The organism is Pedobacter quisquiliarum (assembly GCF_014642175.1).
GTDB lineage: Bacteria > Bacteroidota > Bacteroidia > Sphingobacteriales > Sphingobacteriaceae > Pedobacter > Pedobacter quisquiliarum.
In genome coordinates, this window is record NZ_BMIL01000012.1 from 86,132 (window position 1) to 107,924 (window position 21,793).

The 21,793-nt window shown below is 40.5% G+C and carries 19 protein-coding genes and 5 tRNA genes; 4 read left to right on the forward strand and 20 right to left on the reverse strand.

From position 1 onward, the window contains the following. Positions 1–9: 9 nt before the first annotated feature. From IEW69_RS15820 to IEW69_RS15900, 17 genes are all read right to left on the reverse strand, one after another. Positions 10–321: a DUF3467 domain-containing protein gene (locus tag IEW69_RS15820; protein ID WP_188627858.1), complete on the reverse strand. Its 312-nt coding sequence runs from the start codon at positions 319–321 to the stop codon at positions 10–12. Positions 322–430: 109 nt separating this feature from the next. Further along, entirely contained in the window at positions 431–4,717 is a 4,287-nt protein-coding gene (gene rpoC, locus IEW69_RS15825) for a DNA-directed RNA polymerase subunit beta' (protein ID WP_188627859.1), read from the reverse strand. Positions 4,718–4,788: 71 nt separating this feature from the next. Next, positions 4,789–8,592 carry a DNA-directed RNA polymerase subunit beta gene (gene rpoB, locus IEW69_RS15830; RefSeq protein ID WP_188627860.1) on the reverse strand — a complete coding sequence of 1,268 codons (3,804 nt, stop codon included), beginning with the start codon at positions 8,590–8,592 and terminating at the stop codon, positions 4,789–4,791. Between the two features lie 152 nt (positions 8,593–8,744). After that, entirely contained in the window at positions 8,745–9,119 is a 375-nt protein-coding gene (rplL, locus tag IEW69_RS15835) for a 50S ribosomal protein L7/L12 (RefSeq protein WP_188627861.1), read from the reverse strand. A 64-nt stretch (positions 9,120–9,183) separates the two neighbouring features. Further along, on the reverse strand, positions 9,184–9,705 hold the full coding sequence (gene rplJ, locus IEW69_RS15840) for a 50S ribosomal protein L10 (RefSeq protein ID WP_188627862.1): 522 nt from the start codon (positions 9,703–9,705) through the stop codon (positions 9,184–9,186). A gap of 2 nt (positions 9,706–9,707) precedes the next feature. Then, a complete protein-coding gene (gene rplA, locus IEW69_RS15845; protein ID WP_188627863.1) occupies positions 9,708–10,406 on the reverse strand; it encodes a 50S ribosomal protein L1 in 699 nt (232 codons plus the stop codon). 23 nt (positions 10,407–10,429) lie between these two features. Continuing rightward, positions 10,430–10,873, reverse strand: a complete 444-nt coding sequence (gene rplK / locus IEW69_RS15850; protein WP_188627864.1) for a 50S ribosomal protein L11 — start codon at positions 10,871–10,873, stop codon at positions 10,430–10,432. A gap of 93 nt (positions 10,874–10,966) precedes the next feature. Beyond that, entirely contained in the window at positions 10,967–11,509 is a 543-nt protein-coding gene (gene nusG / locus IEW69_RS15855) for a transcription termination/antitermination protein NusG (RefSeq protein WP_188627865.1), read from the reverse strand. 9 nt (positions 11,510–11,518) lie between these two features. Next, positions 11,519–11,716: a preprotein translocase subunit SecE gene (gene secE, locus IEW69_RS15860; protein ID WP_188627866.1), complete on the reverse strand. Its 198-nt coding sequence runs from the start codon at positions 11,714–11,716 to the stop codon at positions 11,519–11,521. Positions 11,717–11,730: 14 nt separating this feature from the next. Further along, positions 11,731–11,801 (reverse strand) — tRNA-Trp (locus tag IEW69_RS15865). A gap of 85 nt (positions 11,802–11,886) precedes the next feature. After that, the gene (gene tuf / locus IEW69_RS15870; RefSeq protein ID WP_188627867.1) at positions 11,887–13,074 is read right to left on the reverse strand and encodes an elongation factor Tu; all 1,188 of its coding nucleotides are present in this window, start codon (positions 13,072–13,074) and stop codon (positions 11,887–11,889) included. Positions 13,075–13,194: 120 nt separating this feature from the next. After that, positions 13,195–13,266 (reverse strand) — tRNA-Thr (locus IEW69_RS15875). A gap of 43 nt (positions 13,267–13,309) precedes the next feature. Next, positions 13,310–13,382: transfer RNA gene (locus IEW69_RS15880), tRNA-Gly, on the reverse strand. A gap of 7 nt (positions 13,383–13,389) precedes the next feature. Further along, positions 13,390–13,475, reverse strand: a tRNA-Tyr gene (locus IEW69_RS15885). A 6-nt stretch (positions 13,476–13,481) separates the two neighbouring features. Next, positions 13,482–13,554: transfer RNA gene (locus tag IEW69_RS15890), tRNA-Thr, on the reverse strand. A 172-nt stretch (positions 13,555–13,726) separates the two neighbouring features. Then, positions 13,727–14,074: a ribosome hibernation-promoting factor, HPF/YfiA family gene (hpf, locus tag IEW69_RS15895; protein ID WP_188627868.1), complete on the reverse strand. Its 348-nt coding sequence runs from the start codon at positions 14,072–14,074 to the stop codon at positions 13,727–13,729. A gap of 14 nt (positions 14,075–14,088) precedes the next feature. Then, on the reverse strand, positions 14,089–14,973 hold the full coding sequence (locus IEW69_RS15900; RefSeq protein ID WP_188627869.1) for a tyrosine-type recombinase/integrase: 885 nt from the start codon (positions 14,971–14,973) through the stop codon (positions 14,089–14,091). Positions 14,974–15,274: 301 nt separating this feature from the next. Here IEW69_RS15900 and IEW69_RS15905 point away from each other — a divergent pair, with 301 nt between their 5' ends. Beyond that, positions 15,275–15,523, forward strand: a complete 249-nt coding sequence (locus IEW69_RS15905; RefSeq protein ID WP_188627870.1) for a hypothetical protein — start codon at positions 15,275–15,277, stop codon at positions 15,521–15,523. Positions 15,524–15,697: 174 nt separating this feature from the next. Here IEW69_RS15905 and IEW69_RS15910 read toward each other — a convergent pair whose 3' ends face one another. From IEW69_RS15910 to IEW69_RS15920, 3 genes are all read right to left on the reverse strand, one after another. Next, entirely contained in the window at positions 15,698–17,266 is a 1,569-nt protein-coding gene (locus IEW69_RS15910) for an ABC transporter permease/substrate-binding protein (RefSeq protein WP_188627871.1), read from the reverse strand. Beyond that, the gene (locus tag IEW69_RS15915; RefSeq protein WP_188627872.1) at positions 17,263–18,225 is read right to left on the reverse strand and encodes an ABC transporter ATP-binding protein; all 963 of its coding nucleotides are present in this window, start codon (positions 18,223–18,225) and stop codon (positions 17,263–17,265) included. Before IEW69_RS15915 ends, IEW69_RS15910 begins: the two co-directional genes overlap by 4 nt. Before the next feature lie 364 nt (positions 18,226–18,589). Continuing rightward, a complete protein-coding gene (locus tag IEW69_RS15920; RefSeq protein ID WP_188627873.1) occupies positions 18,590–19,165 on the reverse strand; it encodes an O-methyltransferase in 576 nt (191 codons plus the stop codon). Between the two features lie 704 nt (positions 19,166–19,869). Here IEW69_RS15920 and IEW69_RS15925 point away from each other — a divergent pair. Genes IEW69_RS15925 through IEW69_RS15935 form a run of 3 tightly spaced genes read left to right on the forward strand, consistent with a single transcriptional unit; the run spans position 19,870 to position 21,563 of the window. Next, positions 19,870–20,307, forward strand: coding sequence for a nuclear transport factor 2 family protein (locus IEW69_RS15925; RefSeq protein WP_188627874.1), 438 nt, complete (start codon positions 19,870–19,872; stop codon positions 20,305–20,307). Positions 20,308–20,311: 4 nt separating this feature from the next. After that, positions 20,312–20,875, forward strand: a complete 564-nt coding sequence (locus IEW69_RS15930; protein WP_188627875.1) for a TetR/AcrR family transcriptional regulator — start codon at positions 20,312–20,314, stop codon at positions 20,873–20,875. Positions 20,876–20,900: 25 nt separating this feature from the next. Beyond that, on the forward strand, positions 20,901–21,563 hold the full coding sequence (locus IEW69_RS15935) for an NAD-dependent epimerase/dehydratase family protein (protein ID WP_188627876.1): 663 nt from the start codon (positions 20,901–20,903) through the stop codon (positions 21,561–21,563). Positions 21,564–21,793 lie beyond the last annotated feature (230 nt).

Genomic DNA, 21,793 nt, shown 5'->3' on the forward strand with positions numbered 1-21,793 from the left:
ATTTAGTGCTTAAGCTTGTGCGGTTGGTCCGCCAAAGCCCATTGGCAAAGCTGGTGGCTCCTGTGTCTTAATTCTGCCGTGTAAAGCCTCATATTTTTCTACATTATCCTGCATGGCCTCTACAAGACGTTTTGCATGCTCTGGCGTAAGGATAATCCTCGATTTAACTCTTGCTTTTGGAACACCGGGCATTACCCTGATGAAGTCTAATACAAACTCCGTATTGGAATGGGTGATGATGGCCAGGTTGGAGAAGATACCTTCTGCAACTTCTTCTGACAATTCTATATTAAGCTGGTTTTCGTTGTTTTGCTCTTCCATAATAACAAAACTACTTTTTTAATGCTACAGGAGGTATAGATTTGGTGATTATTCAAAAAAAAATCCCCCAACATTGCTGAAGGGGGATTTGATATGATTATGCAGGAGCTTATGCTTCTACTTCTTCTTGTTTTGAAGCCAACAACTTGTCGTATTCTTCCTGAGAACCTACAATGATACGCTCGTAGCCACGTACACCAGTACCTGAAGGAATCAGGTGACCAACGATAACGTTTTCTTTCAAGCCTAACATGTGGTCACGTTTACCAGCGATAGCTGCCTCATTCAACACCTTAGTGGTTTCTTGGAAGGAAGCTGCAGAGATGAATGATTTAGTACCAAGGGATGCACGTGTGATACCCTGAAGGATAGAACTTGCAGTAGCAGGTCTTGCATCACGAACGGTGATCTGTTTCATATCCTTACGTTTAAGCTGAGAATTTTCATCTCTTAACTTACGCATAGATAAGATCATACCTGGTTTCACAGTTTCTGAATCACCAGCGTCTACAACTACTTTTTTGTCATAGATCTCGTCATTCTCAATCATGAAGTCCCAACGGTCTACAGAGTTATTTTCTAAGAAAATAGTATCTCCCGGATCTTCGATGTGAACTTTCTGCATCATCTGGTGAACAATAACCTCGAAGTGCTTATCGTTAATTTTCACACCTTGTAAACGGTAAACCTCTTGTACACCATTCACCAGGTATTCCTGTACAGCTGCAGGGCCTTTAATTGCAAGGATGTCAGCAGGTGAAATTGAACCATCAGATAAAGGCATACCCGCTTTGATGAAGTCATTATCCTGAACCAGGATGTGTTTCGACAATGGTACCAGATATTTTTTAACTTCACCATCTTTAGATTCAATGGTGATCTCGCGGTTACCACGTTTCACACCACCTAGAGTTACCACACCATCAATCTCTGTTACTACAGCAGGGTTAGATGGGTTACGTGCTTCGAACAACTCGGTTACACGTGGAAGACCACCCGTAATATCTCGTGTTTTTCCGCTTGTACGTGGTATCTTAACTAAGATCTGACCAGTTTTAACAGCATCACCTTCGTCAATCGCGATGTGCGCTCCTACCGGGATGTTATATGCACGGATCAGTTCACCTTTTTTGTCAACAACTCTTACCGACGGGTTTTTAGTTTTATCCCTGGTGTCGATAATTACTTTTTCACGGTGACCAGTTTGCTCATCTGACTCTTCACGGAAGGTTACACCTTCAACGATTGCATCAAACTCGATTTTACCGGCAAACTCGGAGATAATTACCGCGTTATATGGATCCCATGAACAGATCTTGTCGCCTTTGGTGATTTTCGCACCGTCTTCAACAAATAGGAATGAACCGTAAGGAATGTTGTTGGTCATTAACACTTTACCAGAACCTTCTTCGATAATTTTGAATTCACCTGAACGTCCTAGTACGATTTGTTGTAAACCATCTTCAGTTTCATTCTCAACGGTACGTACGTTTTCAAACTCGATAATACCGTCAAACTTAGCCACAACTTGAGATTCAGCAGCAATGTTTGATGCAGTACCACCGACGTGGAACGTACGAAGTGTAAGCTGTGTACCCGGCTCACCGATAGACTGTGCAGCAATTACACCTACAGCCTCACCTTTTTGAACACGCTTTCCAGAAGCAAGGTTACGACCGTAACACAATGCACAAACACCACGTTTATTCTCGCAGGTTAATACCGAACGAATTTCAACACCATCAATCGGAGACTCTTCGATTGCTTTAGCGATGTCCTCGTCGATATCCTGACCAGCACCTACTAAAAGCTTTCCATCAACTGGGTTGTAAACATCGTGTAGAGAGATACGACCTAAAATTCTGTCGTATAATGGCTCCACGATGTCTTCCTGATCCTTAAGGGCAGTAGTATACCTACCTCTTAAAGTACCACAGTCTTCAGAATTCACGATCATATCCTGCGCAACGTCATGCAGACGACGGGTCAAGTAACCAGCATCAGCTGTTTTCAAGGCCGTATCCGCCAAACCTTTACGCGCACCGTGGGTAGAAATGAAGTATTCTAATACCGAAAGTCCTTCTTTAAAGTTCGAAAGAATCGGGTTTTCAATAATCTCACCACCAGAACCGGATTTTTGAGGCTTCGCCATCAATCCACGCATACCGCAAAGCTGACGAATCTGCTCTTTAGAACCACGGGCTCCGGAATCAAGCATCATGTATACAGAGTTGAAACCTTGCTGATCGCTCGATAACTGCGTCATCACGAATGATGTTAAGCGGTTATTGATACGGGTCCAGATATCAATGATCTGATTGTAACGTTCGTTGTTGGTAATGAATCCCATGTTATAGTTATTCCTTACTTCTTCAACTTCCGCTGATGCCTGTGCTAATAATGTTTGTTTTTCATCAGGAATGTTTACATCCTGAAGGTTAAATGATAGTCCACCACGGAATGCCATTTGGAAACCTAATTCTTTGATATCATCCAAGAATTTAGCTGCACGGGCCATACCGGTAACTTTCACAACATGACCAATGATATCTCTAAGAGATTTCTTAGTCAATAGTTCATTGATGTAACCTACTTCTTCCGGTACCATTTGGTTAAACAATACACGGCCTACAGTAGTGTCGATCAGTTGATTTACAATCGTTCCATCCTCTTGTTTAACATTCGCTTTTACTTTAATGAAAGCATGTAAGTCAATGCGTTTCTCGTTGTAAGCGATGATCACCTCTTCAGATGAATAGAAGATTGAACCTTGTCCTTTAACCACACGCGCTTCATCAGTTTTACGGCCTTTAGTAATGTAGTAAAGACCTAAAACCATATCCTGAGAAGGTACTGTAATCGGGGTACCGTTCGCTGGGTTAAGAATGTTGTGTGCTGCAAGCATCAATACCTGGGCTTCCAAAATAGCTGCATGACCTAAAGGTAAATGCACGGCCATCTGGTCACCGTCAAAATCCGCGTTGAATGCTGTACAAACAAGTGGGTGTAACTGGATCGCCTTTCCTTCAATTAATCTTGGTTGGAAAGCCTGAATACCCAACCTGTGTAACGTAGGTGCACGGTTAAGCAATACAGGGTGACCCTTCAATACGTTTTCAAGAATGTCCCAAACTAATGGATCTTTTCTATCAACAATTTTCTTAGCAGATTTAACGGTCTTAACAATACCGCGTTCAATCATCTTACGAATGATAAACGGTTTGAAAAGCTCAGCTGCCATATCTTTAGGTAAACCACATTCGTGTAATTTAAGGTTTGGACCTACAACAATTACCGAACGCGCAGAGTAATCCACACGTTTACCTAATAAGTTCTGACGGAAACGACCTTGTTTACCTTTCAGGATATCTGAAAGTGATTTCAAGGCACGGTTACCTTCAGTCTTAACTGCGTTTACTTTACGGGAGTTATCGAACAACGAGTCAACAGCTTCCTGTAACATACGTTTTTCGTTACGCAAGATAACCTCAGGTGCTTTAATCTCGATCAAACGCTTTAGACGGTTGTTACGGATAATCACACGACGATATAAATCGTTCAAATCTGAAGTTGCGAAACGACCACCTTCCAAAGGAACCAATGGACGTAACTCAGGCGGGATAACAGGAACAATCTTGATAATCATCCACTCCGGATTATTCTCAATGCGTGTTCTTGCACCACGGAAAGCTTCAACAACCTGAAGACGTTTCAAAGCTTCGTTTTTACGTTGCTGAGAAGTTTCAGTTGCTGCCTGGTGACGAAGGTTGTACGATAAAGTATCTAAATCAATACGCTTCAACAAGTCTTCCAAAGCTTCAGCACCCATCTTAGCGATGAATTTGTTTGGATCCTTGTCATCAAGATATTGATTCTCTTTAGGCAACTTATCTAAGATATCCAGGTATTCTTCCTCAGTAAGGAAGTCCATGTGCTGAATACCTTCTTCTGCCATAAAACCAGGCTGAATTACTACATAACGCTCGTAGTAAATGATCAGGTCTAATCTTTTGGTTGGAAGTCCTAATAAGTAACCGATTTTGTTAGGCAATGAACGGAAGTACCAAATGTGCGCAACAGGAACCACAAGGTTAATGTGACCCATACGCTCTCTTCGTACTTTCTTTTCTGTAACCTCAACACCACAACGGTCACAAACAATACCTTTATAACGGATACGTTTGTACTTACCGCAATGACATTCGTAATCTTTTACCGGACCGAAAATACGCTCGCAGAACAAACCATCACGCTCAGGTTTGTATGTACGATAGTTGATCGTCTCAGGTTTCAAGACCTCACCGCTCGAACGCTCCAAAATAGCCTCAGGCGAGGCCAGGCTAATGGTAATCGAGGTGAAGTTGCTTTTTAATTTATTATCCTTTTTGTAAGACATAGCTTTTTTGAGTTTTAAGTGATAAGCTTAAAATGGTACGCCTCGCAGCGTACCATTCTTTCTTAAAACTTTTAGTCTAACGTAATATCCAAACCTAATCCGCGTAGCTCATGTACCAATACATTAAATGATTCTGGTACACCTGGTGTAGGGAGGTTCTCTCCTTTTACAATTGCTTCATAAGTTTTCGCTCTACCAATAACATCATCCGACTTAACGGTTAAGATCTCTTGTAGAATGTTGGCTGCACCAAATGCTTCCAGTGCCCAAACCTCCATCTCACCAAAACGCTGACCACCGAACTGGGCTTTACCACCCAATGGCTGTTGTGTAATTAGAGAGTATGGTCCGATTGAACGTGCGTGCATCTTATCATCAACCATGTGACCCAATTTCAGCATGTAGATAATACCTACTGTAGTTGGTTGGTCGAAACGCTCACCTGTTAAACCGTTATATAAGTAGGTTCTTCCTGTAGCAGGTACACCAGCTTTGGCAATCCACTCTTCAACCTCATGTAACTTCGCACCATCAAAGATTGGAGTCGCGAATTTCACGCCCAATTCTTTACCAGCCCAAGCCAATACAGTTTCGTAGATCTGTCCAAGGTTCATACGTGAAGGTACACCCAGTGGGTTCAACACGATATCAACCGGTGTTCCGTCTTCAAGGAAAGGCATATCTTCATCACGAACGATACGGGCAACAATACCCTTATTACCGTGACGACCCGCCATCTTATCCCCTACTTTCAATTTACGTTTTTTAGCAACATAAACCTTGGCCATTTGTACAATACCTGATGGCAACTCATCACCAACACTGATGGCGAATTTGTCACGCTTGTATGCACCAAGCTCTTCGTTTACGCGGATACCATAGTTATGGATCAACATTTTGATCTGCTCGTTTTTGTCATCATCAGTAGTCCATTTGTATGGATTGATGTGCGCATACTCCAGATCAGCTAAACTTTTCTGAGTGAACTTCGCTCCTTTAGGGAACAACATTTCCTTGTAAACGTTGAAAACACCTTGTGATGTTTTGCCATTCACAATCTGGAACAATTTGTCTACCAGCTCATTTTTAAGGTTAGTTGTTGCAAGTTCGTATCTCTTGTCTAATTTCTCTATTGCAGATTTCTCTTCCGCTTTAGTGGTTTTCTTAGCTCTGGAGAACAACTTGGTATCAATTACCACACCTTTAATTGATGGAGGTGTTTTCAGTGATGCATCTTTCACATCACCAGCTTTATCTCCAAAAATTGCACGAAGTAATTTCTCTTCCGGAGAAGGATCAGACTCGCCTTTAGGTGTAATCTTACCGATTAGGATGTCACCTTCTTTAACTTCAGCACCGATTCGGATAATACCGTTTTCATCTAAATCTCTGGTTGCTTCTTCAGAAACGTTCGGGATATCTGGTGTTAACTCCTCTTCCCCACGTTTTGTATCACGCACCTCTAATTCAAACTCTTCGATGTGAAGCGAAGTGAAGATATCTTCTCTAACAATACGCTCGTTAATAACGATCGCATCCTCAAAGTTGTAACCTTGCCAAGGCATGAAAGCAACTTTTAGGTTTCTTCCTAATGCCAGCTCACCATTCTCAGTTGCATATCCCTCACAAAGTACCTGACCTTTAACAACACGTTGACCTTTCTTAACGATCGGCTTCAGGTTGATACAGGTATTCTGGTTGGTTTTCTTGAATTTAATTAATCTATAAGTCTTGCTGTCACCTTCAAATGAAACCAAACGATCTGCATCGTTACGCTCATATTTAATGGTGATTTCATTCGCATCAACATACTCTACAACACCATCACCTTCAGCATTGATCAAAGTTCTGGAGTCACGAGCAACGCGACCTTCCAAACCTGTACCAACGATTGGTGCTTCAGGACGTAACAATGGTACGGCCTGACGTTGCATGTTCGATCCCATCAAAGCCCTGTTCGCATCATCATGCTCAAGGAAAGGAATCAAGGAAGCAGCGATCGAAGTAATCTGATTCGGCGCTACGTCCATTAAGTCTAATTTCTCAGGCTCAATAACCGGGAAGTCACCCTCATAACGTGCTTTAACACGAGTGGTGGTGAAGTTACCTTTGTCATCATACTCCGCATTAGCCTGCGCGATGGTTTTACCATCCTCATCCTCTGCTGATAAGTAAATAACAGGCTCATCTACAGAAACAACACCGTCAACAACGCGTTTGTATGGTGTTTCAATGAAACCTAAGTTATTGATTTTCGCGTGAACACACAAAGATGAAATCAAACCAATGTTTGGTCCCTCTGGCGTTTCAATCGTACACAAACGACCGTAGTGCGTATAGTGAACGTCACGAACCTCGAAACCTGCACGCTCACGTGAAAGACCACCTGGACCTAAAGCTGATAAACGACGCTTGTGCGTGATCTCTGCCAATGGGTTAGTCTGGTCCATGAACTGCGACAACTGGTTGGTACCAAAGAATGAGTTAATAACCGACGATAGTGTACGGGCATTAATCAAATCTGTAGGTGTGAAAACCTCATTATCACGGATGTTCATACGTTCGCGGATGGTACGGGCCATACGTGCTAAACCAACACCAAACTGGGCGTACAATTGCTCACCTACGGTACGAACACGACGGTTCGACAAGTGATCAATATCATCCACCTCTTCTTTGGAGTTGATCAATTTGATCAGGTACTTCACAATCGCGATAATATCTGCTTTTGTTAACACCTTCACGTGATCCGGGGTATCCATTTTCAGTTTCCTGTTGATGCGGTAACGACCCACATCACCAAGGTCATAACGTTTGTCTGAGAAGAACAAACGCTCAATGATACCTCTAGCAGTTTCCTCATCAGGTGGTTCTGCGTTACGCAAAGCACGGTAGATGTTTTCAACAGCCTCTTTTTCGGAGTTTGAAGTATCTTTTTGTAAAGTATTATATATGATGGTATAATCAGCCTGGCTGGCGCCGTCTTCTTTAGATAAGATGATTGTTTTTACGCCAGCATCGATGATCATATCGATGTGATCTTCTTCTAAAACAGTATCCCTGTCTAAGATAACTTCGTTACGATCTATTGACACAACCTCACCGGTATCCTCGTCAACAAAATCTTCAACCCATTTTCTAAGAACTCTCGCAGCTAGTTTACGACCAATGTATTTCTTTAAACCAGATTTGCTAACTTTTACTTCATCAGCTAAATCAAATAGTTCTAAGATATCCTTATCAGAGTCATAACCAATAGCACGCAATAAAGTGGTTACCGGGAATTTTTTCTTACGGTCGATGTACGCGTACATAACGTTATTTACGTCAGTAGCAAACTCGATCCATGATCCTTTGAAAGGAATTACACGTGCAGAATAAAGCTTAGTTCCATTTGTGTGACGGCTTTGGCCGAAGAACACACCTGGAGACCTGTGTAACTGTGATACAATTACACGCTCTGCGCCGTTGATAACGAATGTACCCTTGGGGGTCATGTAAGGTATGGTACCTAGGTATACATCCTGAATAATGGTTTCGAAATCTTCGTGCTCCGCATCGTTACAAGAAAGCTTTAACTTAGCCTTCAACGGAACACTATAAGTCAATCCACGGTCGATACACTCAGGTATATCATAACGCGGTGGATCGATAAAATAATCTAAGAACTCAAGAACGAAAATATTTCTTGAATCTGTAATTGGGAAGTTCTCCGCAAAAACCTTAAACAAGCCTTCTGTGTGACGGTTATCTGAGGTAGTTTCGATCTGGAAGAACTCGCGGAACGATTGCAACTGCACATCCAGAAAATCTGGGTAATCTATGATATGCTTACTACGTGCAAAATTTACTCTTTGGTCGACTTTATTTGCCAATGGACTAAAGTTAATTTACTTTAAGAATAAACTATTTGTTTGGTTTGCCGTTATACATTTTCATCAACCAAGCAAAATGAAAAGTTTATAAACAGGTATAGACTCCGACTATTCAGTCGGAGTCTATAATAAAATGTGGTTAAATTAAGTGATTACTTAATTTCAACTACAGCTCCAGCTTCTTCAAGTTGTTTTTTCAACGCTTCAGCTTCGTCTTTAGCAACACCAGCTTTAAGTTCTTTTGGAGCACCATCAACTAAGTCTTTAGCTTCTTTCAAGCCTAGACCAGTTAAGTCTTTTACCAACTTCACAACTGCTAATTTAGCACCACCAGCTTCTTTCAATATTACATCAAAAGTAGTTTTTTCTTCTGCAGCCGGAGCAGCATCAGCAGCAGGTCCTGCAACAGCAACTGCAGCAGCAGCTGGTTCAATACCATACTCGTCTTTCAAGATTTGAGCTAATTCGTTAACTTCTTTAACTGTTAAGTTTACCAATTGCTCAGCAAACGCTTTTAAATCTGCCATTTTTATAGATTTTAAAAATTTACGTAAAATAATTTGTTATAATATGAAACTTATCAGGTGTTTCTTAACCTTCTCTTTCTTGAAGAGTTTTAACAATTCCTGCAATTTTGCCACCGCTTGATTTTAACGCTGAAATAACGTTTTTAGCAGGTGATTGTAATAATCCAACGATGTCTCCGATAAGCTCTTCTCTCGATTTGATGTTTACCAAAGCATCTAAGTGATTATCACCAACGTATACCGATGCATCGATATAAGCTGCTTTTAACACTGGTTTATCAGATCCTTTTCTCAGGGCTTTGATCAGCTTAGCTGGACCATTGCTTTGTTCTGAGAACAATAATGCTGATTGACCTTTTAGTGCTGCAAAGATCTCTGATGCGTCGCCATCTAATCCTTCAATCGCCTTTCTGATTAAAGAGTTTTTAGCTACCTGCATTTCAATCCCGCTCTCAAAACATTTGCGGCGGATATTATTCACTTTTGCAACTGATAATGCTGAAGTATCTGCAATATAGAAATTGCCGTACTGTTGCATTTTAGCTTGCAGAGTTGAAACTAGTTCGTGTTTTTCTTCTCTGTTCATAATTAGATCCCCGCTACTGATTTAGTTTCGATTGCAATTCCAGGACTCATTGTTGAAGAAACATGTATGCTCTTGAAATAAGTTCCTTTTGCAGCAGATGGTTTTAATTTTGAAATTACCTGAAGTACTTCTAAAGCATTTTCATATATTTTCTCTGCTGGGAATGATACTTTTCCTATCGAAGCATGAATGATTCCAGTTTTGTCAACTTTAAAATCAATCTTACCTGCTTTTACCTCATTAACTGCTTTTCCAACTTCATTGGTTACAGTTCCTGATTTAGGGTTTGGCATAAGGTTACGTGGACCTAAAACGCGGCCCAGTTTACCTACTTTTGCCATACACGCAGGAGTAGTGATAATAATGTCAACATCTGTCCATCCACCTTCAATCTTAGACACATATTCATCTAAACCGACGAAATCTGCACCTGCCGCTTTAGCCTCTTCTTCCTTATCAGGATTACAAAGAACTAATACACGTACAGTTTTACCTGTACCATGTGGTAAAGTAGCAATACCACGTACCATTTGATTGGCTTTACGTGGATCTACGCCCAAAGATACATCAATATCTACTGATGCATCAAATTTAGTTGTAGTAATTTCTTTTACCAAAGCAGCCGCATCCTGTAAAGAATACGTTTTACCAGATTCTAGTTTAGCATGTGCCTTTTTTTGATTTTTTGTTAATTTAGCCACTGTTGTAAACTGTTTTTTGTTAATTAATTTGTCCAGGGCGCATCACCGCTAACGGTGATTCCCATACTGCGTGCTGTACCGGCAACCATACTCATTGCCGACTCGATAGTAAATGCATTTAAATCTGACATCTTATCTTCAGCAATCGATCTAACCTGATCCCAAGTCACCGAACCAACTTTTTTACGGTTGGGCTCAGCAGAACCACTCGCTAATTTAGTTGCATCTTTTAACTGGATCGCAACAGGAGGGGTTTTGATGATGAATTCGAAAGACTTGTCAGCATAAACAGTAATTACAACTGGTAATACTTTACCGGGCTTATCTTGGGTCCGAGCATTGAATTGCTTGCAAAACTCCATGATGTTCACACCTTTAGCACCTAACGCAGGTCCTACCGGTGGCGAAGGATTTGCAGCTCCACCCTTGATTTGTAATTTAACAAGCGCACTGACTTCTTTTGCCATTTTCTGTTTTGTTAATTTGAATACTCAATGTTATTAGTTGGAAGCAAGTAACATTTAAGGTTTTTATAATAGAGAAGTAACCCCTTTGGAGGATTACTCTTTTTCTACTTGCATGTAGTTAAGTTCAAGCGGTGTCTTACGACCGAAGATCTTAACCATTACTTTTAGTTTTTTCTTTTCTTCGTTTACTTCTTCAATAACGCCGGTAAATCCGTTAAACGGTCCGTCCATTACTTTAATGTTTTCACCTACATAGTAAGATACACTCATGACCTCACTTTGCTGGCTCATCTCGTCAACCTTACCTAAAATGCGGTTAACTTCTGCCTGGCGCATTGGAACCGGAGTACCATTTTTGTCACCCAGAAATCCGATAACACTATTTACACCTTTTATAACGTGCTCAAGCTCACCATCCAGTTGAGCTTCGACTAACACATATCCAGGGTAGAAGTTACGTTCTTTAGCTATTTTCTTGCCCTCTTTCATTTGGTAGTATTTCTCCATTGGGATCAATACCTGAGGAACTCTTTCAGAAAGACCTAAACGGCTGATTTCAGAATCGATGTACTGTTTTACCTTCTTCTCTTTTCCACTAACAGCCCTAACCACATACCACTTTAACTGATCGTCCATTCTAGCTTATTAATTTGAGAGTGATTTATAAAAAGTATCCAGTACGAATACAGAACCCTTATCCATTGCAAAGATAACGATTGCAATGACTAAAGAGGCAACTAAAACCAACACAGCCGAATTTTGCAATTCGCCCCATGTAGGCCAGGTAACCTTTTGGGTCATTTCTTCATACGATTCTTTTACAAACTGAACTACTTTAGCCATTATTCTATTTTTTGCACGGGAACAAGGATTCGAACCCTGATCAAAGGTTTTGGAGACCTCTATTCTACCATTGAACTATTCCCGTGTTTAAAAAAACTTAGTACTTGAATGAGCCAAATTCCGCCGTATCCAAGTACTAAGCTCTATTTGATATTAGCTTGCGCCAATAATTATTTAACGATTTCAGTTACCTGACCAGCACCTACTGTTCTACCACCTTCACGGATAGCGAAACGTAGACCTTTTTCCATTGCGATTGCGTTGATCAATTTAACATTGATGGTAACGTTATCACCTGGCATAACCATTTCAGTTCCTTCAGCTAGTGAGATCTCACCAGTTACGTCTGTGGTACGGAAATAGAATTGTGGACGGTATTTATTAAAGAATGGTGTGTGACGACCACCTTCAGCTTTTGATAATACATAGATCTCAGCTTTGAAATCTGTGTGAGGTGTTACAGAACCTGGTTTACAGATAACCATACCACGACGGATATCAGTTTTCTCAATACCACGTAACAATAGACCTACGTTATCACCTGCTTCACCATAATCAAGGATCTTACGGAACATCTCAACACCTGTTACAGTTGATTTAAGATTTTCAGCACCCATACCCAAGATCTCAACTGGATCACCAGAGTTGATTACACCACGCTCAATACGACCAGTTGCAACAGTACCACGACCAGTGATCGAGAATACATCTTCAACAGGCATTAAGAATGGAAGGTCAGTCAAACGTGGAGGAATTGGAATGTAGCTATCAACAGCATCCATTAATTCCATGATTTTAGCAACCCATTTCGCGTCACCGTTCAATCCACCTAGTGCAGATCCTTGGATAACTGGAATGTCATCACCTGGGAAGTCATAGAAAGATAATAATTCACGAACTTCCATCTCTACTAATTCTAGTAATTCAGGATCGTCAACCATATCCACTTTGTTCATGAATACTACCAATGAAGGAACACCTACCTGACGAGCCAATAGAATGTGCTCGCGAGTTTGTGGCATCGGACCATCTGTAGCAGCTACAACGATAATAGCACCATCCATTTGCGCCGCACCTGTAACCATGTTTTTCACGTAATCCGCGTGACCTGGACAGTCAACGTGAGCATAGTGACGGTTAGCAGTTGAATACTCAACGTGTGCAGTGTTAATAGTGATACCTCTTTCTTTTTCCTCAGGAGCTGAGTCAATAGAATCAAATGAACGCGCCTCAGATAAACCAGCATCAGATAACACTTTCGTGATAGCTGCTGTTAAGGTTGTTTTACCGTGGTCAACGTGACCGATTGTGCCGATGTTTAAGTGCGGCTTACTGCGGTCAAACTTTTCTTTTGCCATGTTTTTATACTTATTAGTAGGTTAACTTTTATTTTTATTTGTTGTTGTAATTTCAATGCAGAAGACCTTGTTCATGCTGTGTATTATTACAGATTAACAAAGTCTCTTGTTTCTTTTTTGAGCCAAAGATGGGACTTGAACCCACGACCTCTTCCTTACCAAGGAAGTGCTCTACCGCTGAGCTACTTCGGCTTTTAATTCCTTATGTTCTGCCGAACAGCCCATCCAATTTTAGAGCGGAAGACGAGGTTCGAACTCGCGACCTATAGCTTGGAAGGCTATCGCTCTACCAACTGAGCTACTTCCGCTTCTTAATGGTGGGGAGAGAAGGATTCGAACCTTCGAAGTCTTGCGACAACAGAGTTACAGTCTGTCCCATTTGGCCACTCTGGTATCTCCCCGTATTGAGCCTCCTATCGGGATCGAACCAATGACCTACTGATTACAAGTCAGTTGCTCTACCAGCTGAGCTAAGGAGGCTAATACTATAATTTCACAGAACAATCCATTTCTTGTTTTGAAGCGAAACGCTGTCCCTGAAATGGAATGCAAATATACACGCATATTTCAACTGTCCAAAACTTTTTTCAAAAAAAAGATTGGCAGTTTATGTACTGCCAATCCCTTTTTGTCTGCTTGCTAAAATATATCCCTAATACTCAGCAACTTCATATGTCCTTAAAAAATCTTTATGCTCAAAACTTTTTGCACGATTTTTTGCTTTATGCCTGATGATTTGCTTAATCAGTGACTCAACCGACAAATCTGTTGCCTCTTCAAAGGATTTACATTGCGCCTTTGCGAACATGGTTCCACCAGGTACACTGAGTTTAATCTCGCAAATCTTGTTTGCCTCATCTTCCACTTTGGCCAGTTTCAGGTAAACGGCCCCACTCACAATCTGGTCAAAGTACTGGTCCAGCTTATTTGACTTCTTCTGAATAAAGTTTAACAATTTGATGTCTGCATCGAAACGGATTGATTGAATTGTAATCTTCATTTTTTCCTCCTTTGTTACGCCTTTGGATGGGCTTGTTTATAAATTGATTTAAGTCTTTCAATGGAATTGTGGGTATATACCTGCGTGGCAGCCAAACTGGCGTGGCCAAGCAGCTCCTTTATTGCGTTGAGGTCTGCACCCCGGTTCAGCAAACTGGTCGCGTAAGAATGTCTTAAAACATGCGGACTCCGCTTGTCCTGTGTAGACACCAGCGCCAGGTAGTGCTTTACTTTATTATAAACATATTTAGGGTATAGGGCCTCCCCTTTGTCGGTAACGAACAGCGCGGTTGCCTTCGTTTCAAACTGCTGTAGCCTTTTCAGCTCCAGGAAAGCCTCGAGTTGTGCAGAAAGTTGCGGACTGATCGGCACAATTCGCTCCTTGTTCCCTTTACCTAAAACCTTAACGGTATGCTCGTAGAAACTAAAATCCGATTCCTGCAGCCCAATGAGTTCAGACAATCGCATCCCGGTGCCGAAAAACAGCTCCATCATCATCTTGTCCCGAACCGAAGGGAAACTATCATCAAACAGAACGGTAGAATCCAGCAGCTCATCCATTTTGTGGTCATCCACAAACACCGGCAGTTTCTTTGCCACTTTAGGTGCTTTAACCAGCAGCATCGGATTACGGGAGATTTGCCCCTGACGTTGAAGGTATTTGTAAAAGCTGCGCAATGTGGAGAGCTTACGACCAATAGAACTCGCACCTATCCCCTGATCCATCAGGTAAACGATGTATTCGCGTGCATGAAGATGCTGCACCCCTTCAAAGGAGAGCTCATATCTTTCCGTAATGAAATCTTCAAATTGCAGTAGATCCTGTGCATAGGCCGTCTGCGTATGAGCTGAATATTTCTTTTGCTCTGAGATGTACTGTATAAATCGCGCTTTCAACATAATCTCTGATCTCCGAAATCAAGGTACAAATTGCCAGTCAAAGAACAAAGCAAAACCAGGATTAAATGAGGCAGCATCATCAGTCCCTCCAATAATTTACATGATGTAATGATAATCCTACTTTGCCTTAGGAAAACACCAGCGCAGAAGTAATAACCCCGTGATTCTAGAAAATATACTCCGGTACAATTACCTGAAAACCATAAGAAATTTCAGTACGTATATTAAATTATCAGGAAGATAAACGCTTGTGTAAGAACATATTTCCAAATAGCTTGCTTTAAATAAGTTTTTTAGATCAATGACAGATTTTGAATTTACAGCTCTAGCTGAGCAGGACAAGATCAAGGTGTTATCACATGCTTATTATCTTGCGACAAGCGAGGAAGCACCTGCTATGCTCTTTTTGGTAGATCATTTCTTTGTTGAAGTCATTTGTGACATAGATGGGAACCTGCTAACGACAATCACGTACTCTTCAAGTTCAATCCTGCCAGATCAATATTTGGATCTGGTCAACCTAAGTGAAATTGCGAATAGACTTAGATAGCACAAATGATCATGGATTTTCCCTAAATGTTTACTTAACCATGTGAGTAGGCTCAAGAAAAAGCAACTAAGCAAATGCTAGTAAATACTTAAAATTTTTCATGCTAAATCGGGTGTTTTAAAAAATTCTTTGTTCCTCTGTGTTATTTGTTGGCAACCTTCAACTAAGAGAGAATCAATCATTTTTATCTATGTAGTTTTTTAAATCCGTTATGGTTTTTAGCTGAAGGGCTGAGGCATCCTGCTGCCTCATCATTAATGCATAAGTATTATTAAAGCCCATAGGCTTTAGCCAGGTTAACCCATATTTACTACTAAATTCGGTTTGTACATACCGGAAGACATCATCCGGGTCAGAGATGATGCTGTCCACCACCGAAGTAGGTGGTTGAAGAATTACAAGAAAACCAGTTCCTGTGTATTCAGGATACAAATCAATCTGATTGTTCGTAAGCGCATCGAAACAAATCTTTGTTCCGCCAAGACCGGTTTTTGTTTCTACGCTGAAAGCCGTATTTCCTTCGATCAACATCCTGTATATTTCAGTTAGAATATACTGCTCTCCAAATATCTTACAGCCAATCCGAATGGTTGCTTTATTTCCATTTTGAGGGCGCTTATAAAGGCCTTTAGCTTTTAAAAATTCCCTCGCTACCAGCTCTGGAGTACGCTTCAGAATGTCTGTCTGGTAATTAAGATCTGTCATCGCTGAATCCGTAATTTTTCCAGCGATCAGGTTGAGTGTTGCCTCGAGTTCAGGATACTTTTTTAGTAAGTCTGTGCGTACTAATGGAGCAGCGAAATAGGGTGGAAAAATGGTTTTATCGTCCCTAAGGGTTACCAGATCATATGCTTTTAATCTTCCGTCTGTGCTATAGCCCCCAATAACGTCAAGCTTGTTTTCATAAAGTGCTTCATACATCACTGCATCGCTGATCACTACTGAAGATATGTTTAAATTATATCGGGACTTTAGTCCTAGGTAACCGTCAGACCTTCCCATAAACTCCGGCTCAAATCCGGCAAGCAGGTTTGTCCCAGCCGAGGGAATGATATAAAAACCTGAGAGCAGCAATACAGCGATTGGAAGCACCAGCATAGCCTTACCAGTACCCTCCGGTTTTTGCTTCTGAATTTTTCCAAGCAGAAAATCAAATGTTATTGCCAACAGTGCCGCCGGTATCGCTCCTGCTAAAATCATGTTCGTATTGTTAAGTGCGATGCCACCGAAAATAAATTCACCCAGACCACCCCCTGCTATATAGGCTGCAAGTGTGGCAACTCCAACATTGATGACAGTTGCCGTTCGTATTCCGGCAAGTATCACAGGCATCGCCAGTGGAATTTCAACTTTAAACAGAATTTGTTTGTCAGTCATTCCCATTCCTTTTGCTGCATCTCTTATCGCTTCGTCGATTCCTGTAATGCCCGTAAAAGTATTTCTGATGATGGGTAATAAGGCATAAAAGAACAGCACAACAATAGCAGGTACGGTTCCAATACCAAACAATGGAATCATAAAGCCCAGCAGTGCTACACTTGGTATGGTTTGCATGATAGCGGCAATTCCAAGTACTGCAGCCGCAAGATTTCTTTTTCTGGCAATTAGTATTGCTATTGGCGTACCGATGATTACTGCTAAGAGCAGGGAGATAAAGGTCAATCCAATATGGGTGATGGTTTGGTCAAGTATCTTATCCCAGTGCAGCAAAAGGAATTGCCATAGACTTTGTTGTTCGTTCATGCTAAAATTCCTTTAAGCTGTTTAAGTGACCTGAATATGATTTCCAGCGATATCGTTTTTGATTCATTATCCTTTCTCACTAACAAGCGCTGCGGACCTCCTGCGGACAATCTTTGTAAAACCATCCATAAAGTTTCATCTTTATCTGCTTGCCCTGAGGATTTAAGCAAATCAGGTTCAGCACTTTCTAGATAAGGCCAAATGTTTGTTATCCGAAGTGATTTCATCTCCAGGACAGCGCGATCACTACCAAAGAAATCTCGGGAGAAGTCTCCTTCTGGATTAAACAGCAATTCGGCAGGAGTGCCGATTTGCTTTATGCTTCCCCCATCCATAAGGCAAATTTTATCACCAAGTGCACAAGCTTCCTCAATGTCGTGTGTAACCATGACAATAGTCTTGCGTTTTAGCTCATCAAGTCTAAGGAATTCCATTCGGATACTGCTTCTTGTAACAGGATCGAGGGCACCAAATGGTTCATCCATTAACAGAATTGGAGGATTTGCTGCTAATGCTCGTGCAAGTCCAACACGCTGTTGCTGCCCTCCACTGAGCTCACGAGGATATCGATTAGAATAATCCTTTGGATCGAGGTGTAGTTCTACAAGTAGCTCACGAACCCTGGCCTCAATGGTATTCTTCTCCCACCCAAGTAGTTTAGGTACAATGCTTATGTTTTCAGCAACCGTGTAATGGGGAAAAAGGCCGTTATTTTGCAGTACATAACCAATAGATCTGCGGAGCACTTCTGCAGGTAAGGCTAAAGCATTCTGTCCATTAATGAAAACCTCACCCGATGAAGGTTCTATTAAACGGTTGATCATACGTAAAGTAGTTGTCTTGCCAGAGCCGCTGGTACCGAGCAAGACCAATGTCTCTCCTTGTTCAACTTCAAAAGATACATTTTTGACTGCAGCAGTTTGTTGGAAAAACTTGCTTAGATTTTGAACAATGATCATTGTAGATAAATAACAGGCCTTGAAAGAATACGGTATAATATAGTATTGTTTTCGAAATTATCAGCCATCCCTGACGTGGTTGGGGTATGATAACAATAGTACTATTGGATGTCTCCAATTGCTGCAGCAATAGTTTGGTCTATTGGTTTTTGGAATGAAATGCTTGCTGCCGAAAGCGGTAGCACGGGTCAGATACCGGGAGTGTAACGGGGAAAGGGCAATTGGTTTATCATTATTTCCCCGTTATTTGATAGGCTGACTGTTAGAACGATTCTCTTCAAGTATAAGTCTTAAAATAAGAAGTCCCTTATAAAGTTGATGCTTTACTCATTGTCATCTAAAAGCAGCTAACAAGCTTAAGATTTTATTTTTTGCTTGCAATAACAATCCCGGTTGCCCAGCACTGTCTGGTTAGGTTTAAATCTGTTCGTTCATCGAGCAGTTCAAGAAGCCTCATAGCTTTTTCCTGATGCCCATCAGGCCAGTTCGATTGTGGTAACATGTCATCAAGGATATACAGTCCTCCTGGATTAAGCATATCTAGTACCTCGTCCAGCATCAGGTACTTTCCATGCCACGTGTCCGCAAAGATCAAGTCAAACTTACTGTCTTTATTGTTTTGAATCCATTCACCTGCATCCTCCTTAACTAGACTGAGTCGATCGTCTTTCAAGAAATGTTCTGCAATGTTATAGAAAAAAGGATCATTATCTATAGATGTTAATACAGAACTATTATCCATACCTTCTAAGATCCATGCAGTAGATAGTCCGGTTCCAGTACCTAATTCCAAGAATTTGCCTCCTGGCTTCGTGCCAGCTAAGGTTTTCAATAAAGCGCAGGTCTTCGGATCAGACGCCATTGTAAAGCCCGACTGTTTGGTGGCTTGGTCAATAGCAACATAATTGATTGGATAATTTTGAATTAATTCGTCTGTCATTGTTATTTATTGCATTAAAAACTAAATGAGTGCAGGATTGTCAGGGTTGCCGTAAACATTGTTAAAGAAGGTATCTACGTTATGCTGGTCTTGGGGAAAGTTATAGACCTTGTTGATTTTTCCATTTTGGAAACTCCAAAGCAGGCAGGACATCGCTTTCAGATTTTCGCCTTCTGGCCTGTTGCTCCAGTTTAAATGACAGTCAATAACATGTCATCATTTAAACCCATAACAATTGGTTTTGACTGAAAGAAAGAGGTGCTCAGTTGCTTTTAATAATTGAGCACTTCGTCCACTCCTGATTTTTAACCACTTAAAAGATGTTTGCCAGGAATAAACCATTCGATAGAAGGAGATAATACTTTTAATATAAATACTTTTCTTGATTTTGACGTAGAGAATTGTATCCTATGAATATTTGTCTTGTTATTTTCGAATAATTGATAAGTGCATGCCTTCTCTCATTATTTCACCGTTTCTTGATAAAAGCGGCTTTTATAGGCGCTATACCTTTATCCCATAACTTTTGAACTAAAAAACAGTAAATATCATAAGCATTAATTTGGTTATTAAATTGAAACCATTGTTATAATTCGACTTAGCATAAAATTTAAGGTAAACGCTTTGAACCTTTTTATTAGTTATTCCATAAGTTAATTGTACATTTGCGTCGACTGACTAAACAGTCACTTAAATTATAAAATATGGGAACAAAAGAAGTTGCACAAAAATATTTCAATGCAATGGTGGCCGGAAAGTTCGATGAATTGACCAAATTAAAAACGCCTGATTGTGTTTATTGGTTGAGTGGTGATGGATCGTGGGCATTTGGAGGTTACCAATCGTTAGAAAACCAAGCAAAATTATGGGGAACCGTAGCAGAACGGTTTCCGGGGGGAATGGAGATGACACTTAGATCTATCACAGCAGACGAAGAGCGGGCAGCACTTTATGTTCATATCGTAGGAATTAGAAAGGATGGTCGTATTTACAAAAACAATGTGATACTGCTTTTAACCTTCAAGGACGGCTTAATTACCGGGCTTTATGAGTATTTGGATACCATTATGGTTAATGAATTATTCTGTGGCCCGATGGATGATAAAAAAGTAATAGTTAACAACAGTAGGAATGCAATCTGAATCTATGGATAAAAGGGAGAAGCTACTTCAAACAGCATTAGAATTATTTGTAAAACAAGGATTTAATGATACACCAACAAGTAAAATAGCAAAAGAGGCAGGTATAGCAACAGGGACTTTGTTTTATTTTTTTCCGACTAAAGATGAGTTGATTATTTCACTTTACTTGAAACTAAAAGGGCAGGCGACAGAAAGTATAAATGTTGCACTACCAGAAGTTAAATCAACAAAGGAGGTTATCAAAACTTACTATGAACAATCGCTGAAATGGTCGCTTCGTAATCCCAACGAATTTTCATTTCTTGCTCAGTTCTCCAATTCGCCCTATCTAAAAAAAATTGGTGCTGATGAAATTTCGGCTCAGATAGCTCCCGTACTACGACACTTTCGTCTGGCTATCGAGGAACAACAGGTCGTTGATATTGATGTAAATCTATTGTATGCATTGATTAGTAATCAAGTATTTGGTGTAAATCAATTCCTTTCGGCAAATAAATTCACAAAAAAAGAACAGCACAACATCATTCAGGATACATTCTTTATGTTTTGGAAAATGATTGAACGCTGATGAGCAACGTAATAGGAATGAGAAAATGAAAATAATAATTACAGGAGCCACCGGTATGATAGGGGAAGGCATTTTGCTCGCTTCTCTTGCTCATCCCAATATTACTGAGGTATTGATGGTGAACAGAAGAGCTTCTCCATTAAAGCATCCTAAACTTTCTGAATTGATCATAAAAGATTTTACAGATTTAGCCGCATATAGCACTCAATTGACTGGGTACGATGGCTGTTTTTATTGCGCAGGAATAAGTTCCTTTGGAATGAATGAGCAGAAATATAACTTCATCACTTTTTATACCACAATAATGTTTGCAAAGGAACTTGCCCATTTCAATTCGGATATGGTTTTCTTTTACTTATCTGGAGTGTATGCAGATAGTTCGGAAAATGGAAAAATAATGTGGGCAAGGATAAAAGGCAAAACAGAGAACGCATTAAAAGAGCTACATTTTAAAGCCACTTACAGTTTCCGACCAGGTTTTATTATTCCGTTGAAAGCACAAAAAAATGTGAGATTGATTTATAAAGGACTTAACCTGATCTACCCTTTTGTTTTTCCAAATAAAACCTTGACTTATGATGAAATCGGAACTGCATTAATGCGGACGCTGACACTTGGATACAACAAAAATATTTTAGAAATAGAAGATCTAAAATTAATTGCAAGACAATCCAAACGGTACAAATAAACTTTATAACAGCTGAAACTGGCATTATCATTATTTCCTCAATTTTTGATCAGTTAAAAAACGTTGGAATAAAAGTGTCCGCGCTCCTCTCCCATGCATCGACACTTCCCCCGATTATCAAGAACCCATTCCATAAATCAAATGATATATTCTAGTTTTTGATAAGGGAGTGTAACGGGAACTGTGTCATTTAAATTAACGCCTCTCAGAAGCCTCTATTCTCCTGAAGA

Excerpts from the sequence above, each read along its gene's own strand:
- IEW69_RS15900 (WP_188627869.1), bottom strand. The coding sequence starts at position 14,973 with ATGTTGAAAGCGCGATTTATACAGTACATCTCAGAGCAAAAGAAATAT.
- IEW69_RS15925 (WP_188627874.1), top strand. The coding sequence starts at position 19,870 with ATGGGAACAAAAGAAGTTGCACAAAAATATTTCAATGCAATGGTGGCC.
- IEW69_RS15905 (WP_188627870.1), top strand. The coding sequence starts at position 15,275 with ATGACAGATTTTGAATTTACAGCTCTAGCTGAGCAGGACAAGATCAAG.
- IEW69_RS15930 (WP_188627875.1), top strand. The coding sequence starts at position 20,312 with ATGGATAAAAGGGAGAAGCTACTTCAAACAGCATTAGAATTATTTGTA.
- IEW69_RS15820 (WP_188627858.1), bottom strand. The coding sequence starts at position 321 with ATGGAAGAGCAAAACAACGAAAACCAGCTTAATATAGAATTGTCAGAA.
- rplL (WP_188627861.1), bottom strand. The coding sequence starts at position 9,119 with ATGGCAGATTTAAAAGCGTTTGCTGAGCAATTGGTAAACTTAACAGTT.
- nusG (WP_188627865.1), bottom strand. The coding sequence starts at position 11,509 with ATGGACGATCAGTTAAAGTGGTATGTGGTTAGGGCTGTTAGTGGAAAA.
- secE (WP_188627866.1), bottom strand. The coding sequence starts at position 11,716 with ATGGCTAAAGTAGTTCAGTTTGTAAAAGAATCGTATGAAGAAATGACC.
- hpf (WP_188627868.1), bottom strand. The coding sequence starts at position 14,074 with ATGAAGATTACAATTCAATCAATCCGTTTCGATGCAGACATCAAATTG.
- IEW69_RS15920 (WP_188627873.1), bottom strand. The coding sequence starts at position 19,165 with ATGACAGACGAATTAATTCAAAATTATCCAATCAATTATGTTGCTATT.
- rpoC (WP_188627859.1), bottom strand. The coding sequence starts at position 4,717 with ATGTCTTACAAAAAGGATAATAAATTAAAAAGCAACTTCACCTCGATT.
- rplJ (WP_188627862.1), bottom strand. The coding sequence starts at position 9,705 with ATGAACAGAGAAGAAAAACACGAACTAGTTTCAACTCTGCAAGCTAAA.
- IEW69_RS15910 (WP_188627871.1), bottom strand. The coding sequence starts at position 17,266 with ATGAACGAACAACAAAGTCTATGGCAATTCCTTTTGCTGCACTGGGAT.
- IEW69_RS15915 (WP_188627872.1), bottom strand. The coding sequence starts at position 18,225 with ATGATCATTGTTCAAAATCTAAGCAAGTTTTTCCAACAAACTGCTGCA.
- IEW69_RS15935 (WP_188627876.1), top strand. The coding sequence starts at position 20,901 with ATGAAAATAATAATTACAGGAGCCACCGGTATGATAGGGGAAGGCATT.
- tuf (WP_188627867.1), bottom strand. The coding sequence starts at position 13,074 with ATGGCAAAAGAAAAGTTTGACCGCAGTAAGCCGCACTTAAACATCGGC.
- rplK (WP_188627864.1), bottom strand. The coding sequence starts at position 10,873 with ATGGCAAAAGAAGTCAGTGCGCTTGTTAAATTACAAATCAAGGGTGGA.